The sequence below is a fragment of the Mesorhizobium sanjuanii genome (genome assembly GCF_002529485.1).
Classification (GTDB): domain Bacteria; phylum Pseudomonadota; class Alphaproteobacteria; order Rhizobiales; family Rhizobiaceae; genus Mesorhizobium; species Mesorhizobium sanjuanii.
The window spans coordinates 1-17,923 of record NZ_NWQG01000197.1 but is presented as its reverse complement, the minus strand read 5'-3'; the positions used below and the strand labels follow the sequence as shown (position 1 = coordinate 17,923).

Below are 17,923 nucleotides of genomic sequence, written 5' to 3'. Positions count from 1 at the left end.
GGCCTCAGCGAGGAGACACTTCAATGCGAAATGGTCGGTCTTTCTCGAAAGAAACTGCGCCGTCCCGCAAGTAACCGCCGCAGCCTCGCAAACAAAACACAACCCGGAAGCGGGCCAGTACCAGCTTAAGTAAATCGGTTCGATCGGCAGTCCATCAGCGAGGCTAGGGCATCCGATCGGCCATACGCCGGATAGACGGTTCCGCACGCGGAACGCGCCACGGCGCCAGGACCAAGCCTCGCACGGATCGCGACCATGTCAACTTTCAACATCCTCCGCAGGCACCGGGCCGTGCTGCTTTTCTCCGCCATCCTCGTAGCGCCGCTCGCTGCTGGGGTCGCGCTGAACGCGAGTTTGGCCGATACGCAAACGGGGCCTTCGCCGGTTGGCTCCGCCATTCCCGCTTCGGCCACCTCCTATGCTCCGATCGTTGCAGCCGACAAGCCGGCGGTGGTGACGATCACGTCGATCGTGAAAGCTGCATCGGCGCCCGATGATCAAAGCCAGCCCTCGAACAGCGGTCTGTCGTCCGATGAGCGGTTGCCTCAATTCTTCGGCAATCGGGGAATCCCGGCACCCAAGGCACCGCCGCAAGGAGCGACACAACTGGCGGAGGCGCTCGGTTCCGGCTTCATCATCAGCTCAGACGGCACCATCGTCACCAACAACCACGTCATCGACGGAGCTTCCGCTATCACGGTGACGCTCGACGATGGAACCGAGCTGCCGGCGACCCTTGTCGGTCGCGACGCAAAGTCGGACCTTGCGGTCCTGAAAGTAAAGGCTGGGAAGCTCCTTCCCACTGTTGCCTGGGGCAATTCCGACGGACTCAGGGCAGGCGACCCGATTCTGGCGATTGGCAATCCGTTCGGCATCGGAACGACAGTCACAGCGGGAATCGTTTCTGCCCGCGGGCGCGATCTCAACAGTGGTCCCTACGACGACTTCCTTCAGATCGACGCGCCGATCAACCACGGCAACTCGGGTGGACCTCTTGTCGACACCAGCGGCGCTGTCGTGGGTATCAACACCGCGATCTACTCGCCCAATGGCGGCAGCGTCGGCGTCGGATTTGCGATCCCTTCCAATGAGGCCAAACAGATCGTCGCCAAGCTGGTGAAAAACGGTTCGATCGAGCATGGGCTGCTCGGCATCGAGATGCAGCCGATTACAACGGACCTCGCCAACGCCCTCGGTTTGCCGACGCCTGAAGGTGCTTTGGTCGCTCATGTCGGCGATGGATCGCCCGCCGCTCATGCGGGCATAGAGCCCGGCGACGTCATCACCGGATTTGCCGGCCAAACCATCAAGGAGCCCAAGAGCCTGTCTCGAGCCGTTGCGGATCTCTCGCCGGGAAACAGGGAGGCGCTGTCCGTTTGGCGCGATGGGAAGACAGTTGCCTTGTCAGTGGTCGTCGGCGGCAATGACGACAGCGTCAAACAGGTGGCCACAATCGACTCCTCCCATCCGATGCATTCCAGTTTTCCAACACTCGGTCTGGCGCTTGGTGACCTCGATCAAACCGTTCGCCAGGCCCTGAATGTGCCTTCGCAAGTGCGTGGTGCCGTCGTCGAGGGTGTCGATCCGGACCAGCCGGCAGCCACCTCCGGCATTGAATTGGGCGACATCATCGTTTCGGTCAATCGCGTGCCGGTACGAACCGCTAAGGAGACGAGCCAGGCCATAAGCGCCGCAACAAAATCCAGCAAGAAGTCGGTGCTGCTGCTGATTAAGCGTGGCGAACAGCAGACCTTCATCGCCGTGCCATACGGCCATGCCTGACATGAAACATAGCGCGCCCGCCAATTGCGCCAGAAGCCAGATCTCCGATCAAGGGTAGAGAAAGGTGAGAGCCAGCACAAATCTCGATCGAAGAGCGCTGGCTTCACCGGGGGGGGCGAGTTTCACGAACTGCCAGATTCCCAGCCAGACCGGGCTTTTCAGGGTCTATCCGAGGCTCCGCTGGTAAGCACTCGGCGTCAGGCCGGTCGCCTTGCGAAAAGCGGCCGTGAATGAGCTGGTTTCGCTGTATCCAATAGTCAATCCGATGTCCGTCACCGAATGAGCGCGCGTGGCGAGGAGCCCTTTGGCATGCTCGATTCGACGGCTGGTGAGATACCGATGCGGAGGCATCCCAAAAGACAGCTTGAAGGCGCGGCAAAAATAGCATGGGCTCAACCTGGCAAGCTGCGCGAGAGTGGCGAGCGGTACCGGTTCGCCCAAATGCGCCTCGATGTGCGCCGTGACGATTCGCTGCTGCCAAGCTGCAAGCCCCCCTCGAAGCTGAGGTTGAGCTCTTGGCGTCCCCTCGTGGAAACGGATCAGCTCATGAGCCAGGACGATGCCCAGTGCTTCCAGGTAGTACCGATTCTCCGGGGTTGGACTTTCGAGCGACCTCATGAGTTTGAGGGCCGTGCCCAAAAGCGTCGCGTCCTCAAAGAAAAGCTTCGCCGCGAACGCCACATCTGTCGTGCCGGCGTTGAACGGAATTTGCAGCTTGGCAGGATCGAGATAGACAAACATGAGACGCGCAAACGTCCGCGGCGCATGCCATTCAAGATATTCGCGACCGGCGGGCACCAAGGTCAGCCGGCGGCCAAAATCCCGCAGTTTCGATCGGGGTAAACCTTCGACGAAAGTATCACCGTCTTGCCGCGTGCCCTGCTCGTAGACCACCAGCAAGTGCATGGGCGCGCGAAACCGGAATTCGAATTTGTCACGACCGGCGGCTTGGACCACCTCGGCAACGATCCCATCCGAAATCGCCGTGCGACTGCTCACGGCGTCGGCTGAGGATATCTCGACACGGTAATCGGCCGCTTCGGTGCTCCGGCGCCGGAACTGCGCATGCGCCACGGAGTTGGTGCGTTGTGCCTTTCCGCCGTTGAGCGGAGCACGCCAATCCGCCGACAGGAATGGTCCCGTTTGCTCCAGTCGCCGAGTATTGGCCGCTAAGGCAGAAATCGCGAGTGTATCGATGTCACTGGAGGCAGGATTCATCAACATGGCTTGGCGCACATCCTTCGGGTTATCCCATCGGATGTCAGCGTAAGGCGCCGGCTATGATTTATCCCATTCTACATCCGTCGGTGGTTATAGAGTATTGGTTTGAACTACTCATACCTTGGTTTGTGATTGGATGTTACAATCGATAGTAATGGTATTTGTGCCGCACGGACCAATTGGCCGCGTCTTCAATTGCGGCCGATCCCAGGTGATTGGTCGATTTGGCGCTACTGGATGTCACCCCTTGATGATCTTGAACGAGGTTCCCTGCATGGCTTGGGCTTTTGACGTTTCGCGCGAAATCCGCAAGCTGGATGCAAAGCCGGCAAGAATGACGAAGCGCCGACGGCAAAAAGCACTAGGTTGCAGCTCGGCGCTGTGGTCGGTGGTTTCGATCCCATTTCCGTCCACCATCGTGGCAGCGCTCCAACTCGTGCCAGATTGATCCTGCGGGCCTCTCCCCTCCCTCGCCCGCTGATCGATTGTGAAGGCGCTCTTCCCCCCGGGAGCCTTTCTCACCGCTCGGGTTCTTGGGCCGATGACATGCTGTCATCGGCCCATCTTTCCTCCTGCCCTCCGGGCAGAACCGATTCACGATCGATCGCCGAAGCGCTGCCGGCGATCGGCACCTTCGGTGATGCGACTTGACTGCGCGATGTATCGCGCGATTTCGCAGACAGGGATCCGATGTCGCAACGCTCGACCGCCTCATGGCGACGTCCTGGGCAGGGAGGAAGGAACAGCGCTGCCGGCAGTTCGCCAAGCTCTGTCACCGGTGGGGCCAACTCAAGCCGACGGCGCGGTCAAGGCAGCCTAAACCGCAATCACCGCGTCGCGTGGGGCCTTTTGATCAAAGCCCGTCCATACCCGAAAACAGGTCGGAATCGGCCGAGGGATACTCGTCCCCGTTATTATTGGGTTGCGCTACGGGCTTCTTGGCCGATCCGGCTGTCGGTGCTTTAACGTGCCTCGGCAACAATGAGTGGTTGCTGTTTGTTTTTCGTTCGACATGATCGAACTTCGCCTGCGTATGTCCAGCAGGCGAACTTGCTGCAGCGGCCCAAGCAGTCGACAGCAGGACTGCCGCGACTGCAGCCGCGGTTGAGAGAGAGTTCATGTGTTTCACCTGTTGTTCTGTTGCACAGCCGGCGAAACTCGAATTGGCGACAGAATTGTCGCTCATGCCGGCGATGTTCATATAGGTTTCGAAACACGTCTCGAGGCACTATACGTAACACATCCAACTGGATTTAATTGTTTATCTTCATAGCCTTGGAGTATAATTCGGCCAACAAGAAGTGAGGCGAAGCACAAGGCCAGGGCGTTCCTCGTCGTCGACTCTCGCCGATTGGTCCGAGGTCCTTGCATGGCCGCCCTCGCTTCTGGCCGGGAGGGATCCTGGTCCTGTTCATAGGCAACGCGGCGCGCGGTCAGTCGAAGATCGGCTTTCCGATCGCGTTCGAAAAGATGTTGCCGAGATAGAAGTGGAGCTGCGCGCGCACGCCGATGTCGCGGCCCGAACTCTCATTGATCGGAATGATCGCCTCCACCCCGAGTTGACCGTACTCGCCCACCCAGATGACGCCAGGATTGATCGTGCCCGTCGTCTCTCCGGCCGACGGCCCGTCCAGCGGCGTCTGCATCGCGAATTCCACCAGCGGTACCAAACCCTCCGCGAAGCGATGAGCATCCCCCTTGCCGGCGGAATACGAATTGGTCAGCAGGCTGTATTCCAGGGCGAAGCCCCATTGCAGGATGTTTGGGTTGTCGACCCTGGCAGCGCCTACCACGGTGGTGGATTCGGTCGGCAGGGCTACTCCGAGGGTCGCGGTAACATTGACCGGACGCAGCCACGCCATTGAATCCGACAGATCGCCGAAACCCTTGCCTACGTAAACCGTCGGCGTCAGCGTGGAGAACGACTTGGCCCCTATCTCAGACGATCCGGTGCCCCCCAGCGCCAGCGTGCCGCCTGCCGAGAGCACGAACTCATGCTCGGCATTGGAATAGAGTTCATACTGTGTGCCGAGCACCAGATTGTCGAAGCCCGCGCGTGTGCTCCCCTGATCGATCTTGCGGTAGTTCGCGGTGAACGAGACCGACCAATCCGGAGTGATGAGCTTGCTGTAGGAGAAAGGAAAGTCGACCTCGTGCGAGGCGGTGTCGGGCAACTGCGTCAATTGGGGAAAATTTATGAAGTCGGCCGGGGTGGGAACGACGGTCGCCAGGGTAGAGGGAAAGAAGCGGTCTCCGACGTAGGATGCCGAGGCTTCCGAACTTGCAACGAGAGCCAATAATAAGCTGGGCACCGTCAGGCGCCAGGCGCGGTTAGCCATCCCACTCTCCTACCGAAAAATTCACCCTTCAGACCAGGCGCTCTTGATCACCTCGAAGCGCCGATGCCGAGCGCTTCGTCGTCCATGGGTTTCGCCTGCATCCACTGGCTGCAGGAATTGCGGACGATCATCGCCTTGGCCCCTCAAGCATCGGACCGTCCGCCAGCGGCGCGGATGAGGCAGAGGCGGTTCAGTCTGGGCATCGTCTTTCTCTACAAACCAGAGCAAGACGATCAACGCATCCGAACAAATGGCGAGGCAAATCAAAAACGATCTGGCGCCGGCGTCCGTGGTCCAGCCCGCGAGCACGGCGAAAAGACAGGGCGGTGCCATCACGGCGAAGAGTTCGAACCAGCGCGACTTACCGAGACACTCGCGCCATGACAACGCATCGACGATCGGCCAGTCGAGCGGGCCTATCCCGGCAGCAACTGCGGAGGACTTGTAGGGTCGCATCGACTTCCTGGACGCCATGCATTGAGATCCTCGTGGTCGAGCGTCGAGTGTTGCGCTCAAGCAAGGAAATATCTTTCGCAAACGCCGCTCTGGTTCGAGTTTCGCCCGTTGCGTTCACTGTCTTCAATCGACTTCCAAGCAAAGCCGACGTGTCGAGCGCTGATCGCGCCCGGCTCTAGCAGTGTTCGCCGTTCTTGCCAGGAATACCCGCCCGATACCTACTCGATAAGACGTCATAAGTAACCGTTTCACCAATTAGCTTACGCAGCCATACCAATGGATGATTCAAGTCGATGGCAAAACCTACGCATTCTTCCAGAAGGAAAAGGAACAGCGAATGAAATGTCTAAGCTGCGTGCATGAGGTGAAAATACCTCACCAGTACTACTTTTGCTCTCTGCAATGTTTCGACGAGACAACCCGCAACACCAAATGGAGGATGTTAAGCGATGGACTTCCGCCCACTGGTTTTCCTGCTGGTGGCCAGCCCCGCACTGGCTCAGGACCACACCTCCCACGTCCCGGCTGGCCCTCCCGAGGGCAACTACGGCCAAGGGCACGAGAAGTGGCACGACATCTACATGGGGATGCATAACACGCTGGGTGGCTCATGCTGCCACGGCGGCGACTGTCGGCCAACGGTCGCCAAGTTCGAGGGTGGAAAGTGGTGGGGTAAACTCAACGGAGTATGGACGCCGATCGAGCCGTCCAGAAGGGTGCCAGAGCACCCCTACTCATGGAACGAAACAGCCCACATTTGCGCGACTGGGAAAAACGTCTACTGCTTCATACCTCCTGACAACGGGACCTGAACCTCCCTCGCTGAGCCGCGAACCAAGCTCATCGTACTGTCTCGCGTCGGCCGACCGGACAGGCCGCGCAGGTCTGCCCCCCGGGACTGCGCGCAGCGACTTGACGCTGGCAATCTATGAGAACATGACCGGGGCAAACCAATCACCGCTTGGAGCCTGTTCCATCCCGATGGAATCGGGACGGGCCCTATCTCAATGTTTGACCGTGATCTTATCCTAAAACCGGTTCCCACTGTCGGGATCGTGGTCTAGCCGGCTGGGGGCGTCGTTTCGGAGAAGAGTTCACCTTGCTCGGGTTCCACATGCGGTGTTCTTGCGCCTCGCAAGCCACCCAGGAATTTGCCGAGCCGCTCAAGATACAGGTAGACCACCGGCGTCGTGTAGAGCGTGAGAACTTGCGACAGCACCAAGCCACCCACGATCGTGTAGCCGAGCGGCTGGCGGATTTCCGATCCGGCGCCGGTGCCCAGCATCAACGGCACGCCGCCCAGCATCGCCGCCATGGTGGTCATCAGGATCGGCCTGAAACGTATGGTGCAGGCCCGGTAGATCGACTCCTGCGGACTGAGACCTTCGCTCCTCTCGACCTGGAGCGCAAAGTCGACAAGCATGATGCCGTTCTTCTTGACGATGCCGATCAGCAGGATAACGCCGATCAGCGCTATCACGTTGAAGTCCATATGAACCGCCATCAGCAACAACAAGGCGCCGATAGCGGCTGAAGGCAGCGTCGACAGAATGGTAATCGGATGGATCAGGCTCTCGTAGAGTACTCCAAGGATGATGTAGATCACCACAAGCGCCACTCCGATCAGGATTGGCATGCCTGACAGCGCCGACTGAAAGGCCTGCGCGTTGCCTTGGAAGCTGGTTGCAAGCGAAGCGGGCTTTCCGGCATCGCGCTCGAACTGCTGGATAGCGGCGACCACATCTCCGAGCGCCACCCCCGGTTTTAAATTGAAGGAGATCGTGACCGCCGGGAACATGCCTTGATGATTGATCACGATCGGCGCAGCCTTCGTCACGCTGGTCACCAGGGCGCTTAACGGCACCTGCTGCCCTGTCGAGGAATTCAGATAGATATCCTTGAGCGCTTCGGGACCGTACTGGAATTCCGGGCTGACCTCGAGAACGACGTGATACTGGTTGAGCTGCGTAAACATTGTGGAGACGATGCGCTGGCCGAAGGCATCGTCGAGCGTGTTGTCGATCGTCGATGGGAGGATTCCGAAACTCGACGCGACCTCGCGATTGACGGTGACATCGAGCAGGGGTCCGGCATTCTCCTGATCGGTGGCCACGTCAACGATTCCTGGCATGCTTCTCAGCTTGTCGAGGAAGATCGGCGCCCAATGGTTGAGCTCGTTGGAATCGGCATCGGCCAGGGTGTATTGATACTGCGTCTTCGAAACGCGGCCGCCGACGGTGATGTCCTGCGCCGCTTGCATGTAAAGCGCTATGCCTTGGGTCCCGGCGAGTTGGGATGACAGCCGGCTGATCACCTGATCGGCGCTGACGTCACGCTGGTTGTTGGGCTTCAAGGCGATATACATCGTCCCTCGATTGAGCGTGCTCCCGCCAGTTGCTCCTATCGAGGCTCCGACCGAAGCCACCGCCGGATCCTTCAGCACGGTGTCGGTTATCGCCTGCTGGCGCTCGGCCATAGCCGGGAACGAAATATCCTGGTCGGCCTCGGTGACGCCGATAATCAGGCCGGTGTCTTGTTGCGGGAAAAAGCCCTTCGGGATGACAACATAGAGATAGCCGGTAATGGCAATCGTTCCGAGCATGGCGAGCAGCACAACGAAAGTGTGCCGCAGCACGATCTTCAGGCCCCGTTCATACAATCCAAGCAGCGTATCGAAGCCGCTTTCGCAGATAGTATAGAGCCGCCCATGCCTGACATTGGCTTTATTCTTGAGCAGATGAGCGCACATCATTGGCGTCAGCGTCAGCGAGATCACCAGGGATAGGATCAGTGAAACGGCCACCGTCACGGCGAATTCCTGGAAGAGTTCGCCGACATAGCCTCCCATCAGAAATAGTGGAATGAACACCGCGATGAGCGACAGCGTGATCGAAATGATGGTGAAGCCGATCTCGCTCGAGCCCTTCAGCGCAGCCTCCATCGGGGTAAGGCCCTCTTCGACGTGGCGGACGATGTTCTCGATCACGACGACCGCATCGTCGACGACGAAGCCGACCGCGATCGACAAGGCCATGAGCGACAGATTGTCGAGGCTGTAACCAAGCGCAAAGAGCACGGCAAAGGTGCCGACGAGCGAAAGGGGTACGGTTACTGCGGGAATGACCGTGGCCCAGAAATTGCGCAGGAACAGGAATATCACCATCACCACCAGAGCGACGGTCAGCATCAACGTGAACTGAACGTCCGCGACCGAGGCACGGATGGTTTGTGTGCGGTCCGAAACGACCGATACCTTGATGCCGGGCGGGATCGAGGCTTGCAACTGGGGCAACAAAGCCTGAATGCGGCCGACCGTCTCGATCACATTGGCACCGGGCAGGCGCCGGATGGCCAGCAAGATAGCGGGCTTCTTGTCGAACCAGGCGGCTACAAAGTGGTTCTCCGGCCCGTCGATCGCGATGCCGATGTCGCGGATGCGGACAGGCGAGCCATTGCGATAGGCGACGATAATATCATTGTAGAGGTCAGGCTTGAGCAGCTGGTCGTTGGTGTTGAGCGTGAAGGTTTGACGCGGGCTGTTGAGCGTGCCCTTCGCAATATCGACATTGGCCTCGCCAAGCACGTTACGAACATCTTCAAGCCCAATGCCGCGGGCCGCCGCGGCTTGCGGATTGATCTGCACACGGATCGCCGGCTTCTGCTGGCCGCCAATGCCGACAAGACCGACGCCGGAGATTTGCGAGATCTTCGGCAGCAGGATGTTTTCCGCATAGGCATCGACCGTCGTCAGCGGCAGGGTATCGGATGTCAGTGCGAGCACCAGGATCGGCGTATCCGCCGGATTAACCTTACGGATGGTCGGCGGATAGGGGATGCCCAGCGGCAGATCGGGGCTGGCGGCATTGATCGCCGACAGCACGTCAACCGCTGCACTGTCGACGCTCCGGCTGAGGTCGAACTGAACGGTGAGCTGTGTGCTGCCAAGCGCGCTGGTCGAAGTCAGCTGGGTCACGCCGGGGAGCTGGCTTATCTGTTGCTCAAGCGGGGTGGCTATCGACGACGCCATGGTTTCGGGATCGGCGCCGGGCAACTGCGCTGATACCTGAATCGTGGGAAAGTTGACGTTTGGCAGGGATGCGACCGGCAGAAGCCGATAGGTAGCGAGCCCACACAGCAGCAGACCCACCATCAGCAGGCCTGTCGCGATTGGCCGATGAATGAAAGGGGCCGAGATGTTCACGGGATCGCTTGCTGCACTGCGCTTTGCAGGGCGGCCTCATCAGCGGCTTTGCCCTGCAGTACTTGGACGGGGGTGCCCTGCGCGAGCCTGTACTGTCCGTCGACCACGACAGTTTCATTCGCCTTGAGGCCCGAATCGATGAGAGCTTGTCCCCCCGTCAGCTGTGCAACAGTGACAGGCCGCATCTGCGCGGTTCCATCAGGTGCGATCACGTAAACATAGGAGCCGTTCGGACCTTGCTGCACTGCCGACCCGGCGATCGTCAGCCCCCCATTGCGGGTATCAACAAGCAAACGCGCATTCACGAGCGCACCCGGCCAGAGTTGCTTCCCAGCGTTCGGAAACGTGGCCCGGAGGCGGATCGTACCTGTCGTCTGGACGATCTGGTTGTCGACAAGCAGGAGTTTGCCCTCGTCGAGTTTGGTCTTGTCGTCCTGGCTGTACGCAAAGACCGTAAGCGGCCCCTTGGCCATCTCCTGCTGGATTTGAGGGAGGGTTTCCTCGGGCAGCGTGAAGATCAGCGAGATCGGTTGGACCTGCGCAATGTCGACCAGACCAAAGGCATCGGTCGGGTGAATGATGTTGCCTTCGTCGATCTGCCGGATACCCGTTACACCGTCGATCGGCGAGGTCAGACGCGTATAGCTCAGATTGACCTGCGCGGCTCGTAACAGAGCCTCGTCTGCCTTGATTGTCGCCTGGAGCTGGATGACCTGAGCCTTCTGCGTGGCCACCAGCTGGGAAGTGGCAAAGCCCTTAGCCAGCAGTGGCGTGTAGCGGTCCAGATTTGCCTGCGCGTTGACGAGCTGTGCCTGGTCGCGATCGCGCGTTGCGATTATCTGATCGATTTGTGCCTGATAGGGATTTGGGTCGATCTGCGCCAGCAGATCGCCCTTTTTCACTGTCTGACCTTGGGTGAATGCGATCTTCGTAATCGGTCCTGAAATCAGGCTGTGCACCACCACGTTGTTGTAGGCGATCACCGTTCCCACTCCACGCAGGTAGATCGGCACGTCGTGACTGGCCACTTTTCCGGCAACGACCGGAACCGCCGGCGCAGGAACAGAGGCCGCCGCAGGTTCGGAAGGATCGTAGACATGCTTGGCTGCAAACCCAACGCCGCCGATCAAGATCAGCAGCGCGGCAACAATGACGGGTCGCTTGCGCATCGAGGGCTCCTACAAAGACGGGATCGCTTTCGTCAGCAGCCGGACGCCGACAGCGTGTTTGTGCCTGTCACACCCGTGCTGCCGCAGGTTGGAACCGTAACCAGTGGACTTGTCACCGGATCAGCTAAATCGGGCGTTGGAATGCTAATTATCGGGCTCACTCCCAAATTGCTGAGTTCCGAAGACCCCAGCGGAATCCCAGCCGGGGTCCCAAGACCCGTGGACGATGCCCCGGACGATGTGCCAGTGGTGGTGGACAGTATCGATGTGGTGCCGGAAGGCGACGCGCTCGACGCCGTCGAGCTGCAGGTGCCCAATGCTGTTGAAGGCATCGGATTCACAGACGTCCCGCTCATGGTCGTGGTTCCGTCAACGCCTCCGCCGTCGAAAGTGGAAAGGCCGGAGGTCGTTCCGGCAACTTCAGAAGGTGCCGCCAGAACACTTGGCGCCAGAACATTGGTACACCCGGAATTGCTCGTGCCTATGGAGCCAGATGTCGTTGGCGAGCCAGGCGTGGTCAAGCCACCAGGATCGAGTTCGACCGCGCCCAAGGGAATACCAACCGGATTGAGGGGCGAACCAACGGCAGAGAGGGGCGAAGTCATTCCTATTGCGGGCGTGCTGACCTGCGCCAGGCTCGGTCCGCTGAACAACAGAGCGATCCCGATTGCGATCAGCAAGAATGGCATCGCAACATCATTGTCATTTCGCATTGGAACTACCGTCGTTTCGTGTGTCCAGGAGAGGCATGCGCAAAGGAACGTCATTGGGCCGTTCGAACGCATTTCGTCCAGTCAGATCGCGGAGGATGCCAGATGGAGGGGAAGCGCTCTTCCGTAAAGGCGGCTGGATTTCCCTATTCGCACGCCGACCTCGAGCATTTGACGTTCCTTGTCATTGGACTGTCCCGGCGATGGTGACTAGGCCGAGGAAAATCCGGGCGGCACTTCCAGTGAAGTGCAACGATGCGAGGCAGCCTTCGTTGTTCGGTAGCCGGTTTCGTGTTGGCGGCCCGAGCAACGCATCCGCAAAGTGAAGTCACCGCTACAAACCAATGTATCAGCCGTTCAGACTTATGCTGCGCTCTCGTATACCTTTGTGGGATGGATCGCGTGGTCGCCAACACTCTAACCTAAACAGAAGGAGAGACAGCCAATTGCCCGAATAATGCATGGGTCGAAAAGAGCCCGTGACCGCTAGTTCCTGAGCGGCAAGCTGGCTTCCGCCGAAGCCTGTGAGCGGCTCGCGAGCCGACTGGTCGCTACAGGCGAAGTCGTACATCGGGAAACGTCTCAGATCAGTTCGCATGAGAGAGGCGCCCGATGTCCCAGACCGCCAGGATCAGTGTCCTCCGCCAAGCCCGTGGCGGGTCCGAGACACCCCCGGTGGACGACGCCCCTATCGCTGAGATACTTGCGATCGCTCCCGTTCCGAACTCCACCATCCCCAGAACCGCCGATAGCCGCCCTGGTGAAGGCGATCATGGCCAACAAGCTCCTGGAGGCCCGCCGCCCGCGGACGGGCAGGCCGAGGCGAGCGTCGGAAGCGAGCGCGCGGGCGGACCAGGCGGTTCAGATACCGGACACCAAAACCGCCGGCCAGCCGTCTTCATCATCGGTTTCATTGTCCTGGCTGCTCTTGTCCTCGGCGGGTCCTATTACTGGTACGCGAACCGCAACTTGGTGAGCACGGATGACGCCTATGTCGATGGGCGCGTTGTCACCATCGCGCCGCAGGTTTCGGGCCTCGTCGTGTCGCTGGACGTGACTGACAACCAATATGTCCACAGGGGTGATCCGCTGATCCATATCGATCCGCGCTCCTACATGAGCGAGCGAAACCGGTCGCAGGGGGCCCTGGACAGCGGCAGGGCGCAAGCTGCGGGGGAACGGCTGGCGAGCGAGATCGCTCGTAGGAGTTTCCCCGCTCTGTTCCAACAGGCCCAGGCTCAACTGCTGACGGCACAGGCAAATTTGACAAAGGCCCAGGCCGATTATGACCGGCAGAGCACGCTGCCGAAAGCCGCGACAACGCAGCAGGAGGTCGATGCCGCGTTGGCGGCGCTGCGCCAAAGCAAAGCGCAAGTCACGCAGGCCGAAGCCCAAGTTCAGCTAAGTTCACCGGTCGAGCAGCACATCGGCCAGAGCGACGCGCAGGTCGAACAGTTGAACGGTCAAATCGAACAGGCTCAAGCGCAGCTTGATCAAGCCGAACTCAACCTCTCGTGGACGGTCGTGACGGCGCCGCAGGATGGCTGGATAACCCGGCGCAACGTGGAAATGGGCAACTACGTCACGCCTGGCCAGCAGATTTTCTCGATCGTTCCGCCGGACGTTTGGATCACGGCCAACTTCAAGGAAAACCAGCTTGACGGCCTGCGGCCCGGCCAGAACGTAAGGATCGACGTGGATGCCTATCCTCGGCTCGACCTGCATGGCCATGTCGACAGTGTGCAGATGGGGTCCGGCTCGAAGTTCACTGCCTTCCCACCCGAAAACGCCACCGGCAATTTCGTAAAGATCGTCCAACGCGTGCCGGTCAAGATCGTCATCGACAGCGGGCTCGATCCCAAGGTTCCGCTGCCGCTCGGCATATCGGTGGTTCCAACGGTATCGGTTCGATGAGCAGCGCTCCAACCGAGGCCGGCGCGACCTGGAAGCCCCGCTACAATCCCTGGCTCATCGCGGTTTCGGTGACCCTTGCCGCCTTCATGGAAGTCCTCGACACGACGATCGTCAATGTTGCCTTGCCCCATATTGCCGGCAGTCTGTCGGCGAGCAATGACGAGGCGACCTGGGCGCTCACCTCCTACCTGGTGGCAAACGGAATCGTACTGACCATTTCCGGTTGGCTGAGCGATCTCTTCGGGCGCAAACGCTATTTCCTGATCTGCATCACCATGTTCACGGTCTTCTCGTTCTTGTGCGGGACGTCGACCAGTCTGGGCGAGCTGATCGTCTTCCGGCTGCTGCAGGGCTTCTTCGGCGGCGGCCTGCAGCCGAGCCAGCAGTCGATCATCCTGGACACGTTCCCGCCGGCCAGGCGCGCGGCCGCATTCGGCGTGACGGCGATCGCAACCGTCGTCGCCCCGGTCCTCGGTCCGACGCTGGGCGGCATCATCACCGATCAGTCGACCTGGCGCTGGATCTTCTTCATCAACATACCAGTGGGCATCCTCGCGGTTTTCTTGAATGCGATCCTCATCGAGGATCCACCTTGGGTGAAGAACAGGAAGAGCCGGGGGCTCGACTACATTGGCCTGTCGCTCATCACGCTTGGTCTCGGATGCCTGCTGATCATGATGGATCGCGGCACGGATGACGATTGGTTCGGTTCGCCCTTCATCGTGTTGATGGCGCTGCTCGCTTTCCTGGGAATCGCGGGGGCGATCGGCTGGCTGCTGATTGCCAAGAAACCGATCGTCAATCTCGACGTATTCAAGGACAGGAATTTCACCGCCGGCTGCGCAATGATCGCGGCGATGGGCAGTATCCTCTACGCGAGCGCCGTCGTCATCCCGCAGCTCGCGCAACAGGTTCTTGGCTATACCGCAACCTGGGCAGGGCTCATTCTTTCTCCAGGCGGCATCATCGTGATCGTCCTCATTCCATTGGTTGGACGCCTCATGACAATCGTCCAGACGCGGTTCGTCGTGGCGGCCGGTTTTTTGGTGATGGGAGGCGCGCTGTTGTTCTCGAGCCATCTGGTACCGAACATCGATTTCCCGACGCTCGTGCTGATGCGCAGCTTGCAGGCGGCCGCCCTGGCGTTTTTGTTCGTGCCCATCAGCACGACCACCTATCTCAGCTTGCCACGCGAACTGAGCGGTGACGGGGCTGCCCTCTTTTCCATGGTTCGCAACGTGTCCGGTTCGGTAGGTATTTCCGTCGCAACCTCGCTCGTCACCGAGCGGAGCCAGATCCGGCAATCCTACCTGTCGGAATGGGCCTCACCTTTTCATCAACCCTACAACGCGTTGGTTGATCAATACGAACGTGCCTTGACGGCGACGGGCCATGCCGCGGGATCGGTCCATGGAATGGCGGTTGGAAAGGTCTACCAGGTCTTCCAGACGCAAGTTGCCGTCCTCGCCTATTCGGACGTCTTTCTGTTCTTCTCCTTTGTCGCCTTCCTCGCCGTTCCCTTTTGTCTCCTGCTCTCCGGCAAGAAGGCTGCCGATGGCGAGGGCGCCAACCACGCGGATTGATCATGGGCCAAAATTTGCACGCTGTTGCAGCGATTTCAGTCATGTTCGCGCTGGCAGGTTGCACTGTCGGACCGGATTTCGTTCGCCCTGATCCGGGCCTGCCGAAACGCTGGTTTGCGGGCAGCGCGGCAGCCGCGCCGGTGGCCTTCGAGGGATCCAGCGCGACGGTTCCCGAGCCGGTCGACCCCGCTTGGTGGCAGGCCTTTCGAGACGCGACCCTTACCTCGCTCATGCGGCGCGTCGCCGACGCCAACCTCGATGTGAAGACCGCGACCGTTCGGCTTGCGGAAAGCCGTTTTCAGCGCGCTGCCGTGGCCTCCGCTCAACTGCCTGGCCTGAATGGCAGCGCCAGATATCAACATCAGAATCTTAGCGATGTGAGCGCCCGAGGCAGCCTGATCGATGGTCTCCTTGGTTCGCCGAGCATTTCTTCCGCAAAACCGGCCGATCTGTTTACTGGTGGTTTCGATGCTTCGTGGGAACTCGATCTTTGGGGGCATGTCCGCCGCCAGGTCGAAGCGGCGGATGCGCAAGTTCAGTCTTTCGAGGAACAGCGGCGTGACGCACTGGTCTCGAGCCTCGCTGAAGTCGCACGCGACTATATCCAGCTGCGCGGCACGCAAACCCAGATCAGGATCGCCAATCACAATCTGAAGATCCAGCAGGACATTTTGCAGCTGACGCAAACGCGCCAGCAGAAAGGCTTGACCACCAGTCTGGACGTCGAGAACGCCGCCGCGCAGGTCGAAGCCATCCGTGCCCAGTTGCCCGGCCTGCAACAACAGGAGGCGCAGCAGACCAACGCCGTGAGCTTTCTGCTCGACCTGCCGCCCGATGCACTGCGCGGCGAACTCGCCACGGGCAAACAGGTGGTGCCGATGCCTGCCCGGTTTCCGGCCGGCATTCCTTCCGATCTCGCACGGCGGCGCCCGGACATTCGCGCCGCGGAAGCGCAGCTTCACGCAGCCACCGCCGACATCGGCGTGGCAGTGGCCGAATTCTATCCATCCATCCAGCTGAATGGATCGGTGGGCTTCGACGCCCTCAAGGTCGGGAGCCTGTTGACGGCCAGGGCGATCACCACCAATCTCGGCCCGAGCATTTCGATACCGGTTTTCCAGGGTGGCCGGCTGAAGGCGACACTGGAGCTTCGCAAGGCCCAGCAGGTCGAGGCGGCGATCGCCTACCACAGGACGGTGCTGCGAGCCTGGCACGAAGTTGTCGATGCCCTCATCGCCTACCGCACCGAACGGCAGCGACGCGCCCGACTGGCAAGGCAGGTCGAGCATCTGCGACAGGCCTTGTCGCTGGCTCGTGAGCGCTACAATGACGGAGTGACCGAGTTCACCACCGTGCTCGACACCGCACGCACACTGCTGCAGGCCGAACAGGATCACGCACAGAGCACGACCAACATCTCGATCGACCTCGTCCAATTGTACAAAGCGCTCGGTGGCGGTTGGGAATTGACGTATCCGAACGCGCCACCCGAGCAACCTATCAGCTCTCAACGACCTTCGAAGGCAAGGAAACCGACATGATCATGTCGAGGTTTGTTGTGGCACGCAGTGCTGAAAGCCGGCGCCAGATCACGTCCTGGGCTTCATTACGGCTTTGGAAGTCGGTCAAACCCCTCTCGGCGACTTGACCGCTGCACCATGGGGACTGTGCAGCCATCGGGAAAACCGCTTCGATCCGATCACTCGGTCGGCGAGGTGTGGATCACGGGCAAGAGTGCCACATTCCACTAGGACCATCGTAACTCTGATTGACGGCATCAAACGAGCAGTACGCAGCATCGGTGTCGTAGTTCCACCAGGGCTGAAAGTGATATTCCCCATCGCTAAAAATGACTTTGTGGTGCGGGTGGTGCTGGCGGCTGCCAATGGCACCACCGCTTAAGTCGCCAAAGTCTACGGCATGATCATCGCTGCCGGTGCCGCGCGCCATGGAGACCGTCGCCGTGCCGACCGCCAGCATCACGCCCAAAGTAATCTTTGCCAATGTTGTTGTTATATTTCTCACGATAACCTCCTTTTCGAGAACGGCGTGGGCCGCTGTTGCATAGACTATATTATTAATGTATTGAGATACACAAATAGCTCCTGTATTTGACAGGTGCATATCTTATACCTACAAAACATGACTCGTTGGGTGCATCGTGGCATCGGCGGTGCGAAACGAAATCCCAGCGGGGCCGCGGTTCGGCGGGCTGACCAGCCAAATCCTTCGGTGTTCGAATCCGGGCCTCACTCGCGCCGTGGGGCCCGGATTCGAAGGGGTTGTGGGTAGATCACGGACAATAGGGGTAAAGGCCGAGATATCCTTCGTATGGATACGGATACGGGTAACCGCAGTAGCCGTCGTCATAATAATCGCTGCCGAAACCGCGGCCCCTTCTGAACCTGTGACCGTCGTAGACATGGATGCCATGGACATGCGCCTCCCCGCCCAAGCCCGCGATCCGACCGCCACCGGCGATGCCTACGCCGTGCTCGCCGCCAAAGCCGCGGCCGCCAAAATGGCCGCCGCCAAAACCCCCGAAATG

General features: G+C 59.9%; 13 protein-coding genes. 5 read left to right on the top strand and 8 right to left on the bottom strand.

The window, feature by feature from the left end; translation table 11 throughout:
- Window positions 1-255: 255 nt before the first annotated feature.
- A complete protein-coding gene (locus CN311_RS25645) occupies window positions 256-1,782 on the top strand; it encodes a DegQ family serine endoprotease (RefSeq protein WP_097576461.1) in 1,527 nt (508 codons plus the stop codon).
- Between the two features lie 165 nt (window positions 1,783-1,947).
- Here CN311_RS25645 and CN311_RS25640 read toward each other — a convergent pair whose 3' ends face one another.
- The 7 genes from CN311_RS25640 to CN311_RS25615 all read right to left on the bottom strand — a co-directional run bounded on the left by CN311_RS25640 (window position 1,948) and on the right by CN311_RS25615 (window position 11,168).
- On the bottom strand, window positions 1,948-3,006 hold the full coding sequence (locus CN311_RS25640) for an AraC family transcriptional regulator (RefSeq protein ID WP_097576460.1): 1,059 nt from the start codon (window positions 3,004-3,006) through the stop codon (window positions 1,948-1,950).
- A gap of 237 nt (window positions 3,007-3,243) precedes the next feature.
- Window positions 3,244-3,420 carry a hypothetical protein gene (locus CN311_RS32730; RefSeq protein WP_165779852.1) on the bottom strand — a complete coding sequence of 59 codons (177 nt, stop codon included), beginning with the start codon at window positions 3,418-3,420 and terminating at the stop codon, window positions 3,244-3,246.
- Window positions 3,421-3,856: 436 nt separating this feature from the next.
- A complete protein-coding gene (locus CN311_RS32335) occupies window positions 3,857-4,204 on the bottom strand; it encodes a hypothetical protein (RefSeq protein ID WP_133117263.1) in 348 nt (115 codons plus the stop codon).
- A gap of 232 nt (window positions 4,205-4,436) precedes the next feature.
- Window positions 4,437-5,342 carry a hypothetical protein gene (locus CN311_RS25635; RefSeq protein ID WP_133117262.1) on the bottom strand — a complete coding sequence of 302 codons (906 nt, stop codon included), beginning with the start codon at window positions 5,340-5,342 and terminating at the stop codon, window positions 4,437-4,439.
- A 21-nt stretch (window positions 5,343-5,363) separates the two neighbouring features.
- The gene (locus CN311_RS32330) at window positions 5,364-5,816 is read right to left on the bottom strand and encodes a hypothetical protein (RefSeq protein WP_133117261.1); all 453 of its coding nucleotides are present in this window, start codon (window positions 5,814-5,816) and stop codon (window positions 5,364-5,366) included.
- 1,042 nt (window positions 5,817-6,858) lie between these two features.
- Window positions 6,859-9,999, bottom strand: coding sequence for an efflux RND transporter permease subunit (locus tag CN311_RS25620; protein WP_097576456.1), 3,141 nt, complete (start codon window positions 9,997-9,999; stop codon window positions 6,859-6,861).
- Entirely contained in the window at window positions 9,996-11,168 is a 1,173-nt protein-coding gene (locus CN311_RS25615) for an efflux RND transporter periplasmic adaptor subunit (protein WP_097576455.1), read from the bottom strand. The genes CN311_RS25620 and CN311_RS25615 overlap by 4 nt, the downstream gene beginning before the upstream one ends.
- 219 nt (window positions 11,169-11,387) lie before the next feature.
- Between CN311_RS25615 and CN311_RS25610 the strand changes: the two genes are divergently transcribed.
- The 4 genes from CN311_RS25610 to CN311_RS25595 all read left to right on the top strand — a co-directional run bounded on the left by CN311_RS25610 (window position 11,388) and on the right by CN311_RS25595 (window position 16,916).
- Complete coding sequence (locus tag CN311_RS25610; RefSeq protein ID WP_133117260.1) at window positions 11,388-12,008, top strand: hypothetical protein; 621 nt, start codon at window positions 11,388-11,390, stop codon at window positions 12,006-12,008.
- A gap of 545 nt (window positions 12,009-12,553) precedes the next feature.
- Entirely contained in the window at window positions 12,554-13,792 is a 1,239-nt protein-coding gene (locus CN311_RS25605) for an HlyD family secretion protein (protein ID WP_245440949.1), read from the top strand.
- The gene (locus tag CN311_RS25600) at window positions 13,789-15,375 is read left to right on the top strand and encodes a DHA2 family efflux MFS transporter permease subunit (protein WP_097576452.1); all 1,587 of its coding nucleotides are present in this window, start codon (window positions 13,789-13,791) and stop codon (window positions 15,373-15,375) included. The genes CN311_RS25605 and CN311_RS25600 overlap by 4 nt, the downstream gene beginning before the upstream one ends.
- 2 nt (window positions 15,376-15,377) lie before the next feature.
- The gene (locus tag CN311_RS25595; protein WP_097576451.1) at window positions 15,378-16,916 is read left to right on the top strand and encodes an efflux transporter outer membrane subunit; all 1,539 of its coding nucleotides are present in this window, start codon (window positions 15,378-15,380) and stop codon (window positions 16,914-16,916) included.
- 181 nt (window positions 16,917-17,097) lie between these two features.
- Here the strand turns inward: CN311_RS25595 and CN311_RS25590 are convergent, their stop codons facing one another.
- Window positions 17,098-17,400 (bottom strand): hypothetical protein, encoded by a 303-nt coding sequence (locus tag CN311_RS25590; protein WP_133117259.1) that lies wholly within the window; start codon window positions 17,398-17,400, stop codon window positions 17,098-17,100.
- Window positions 17,401-17,923 lie beyond the last annotated feature (523 nt).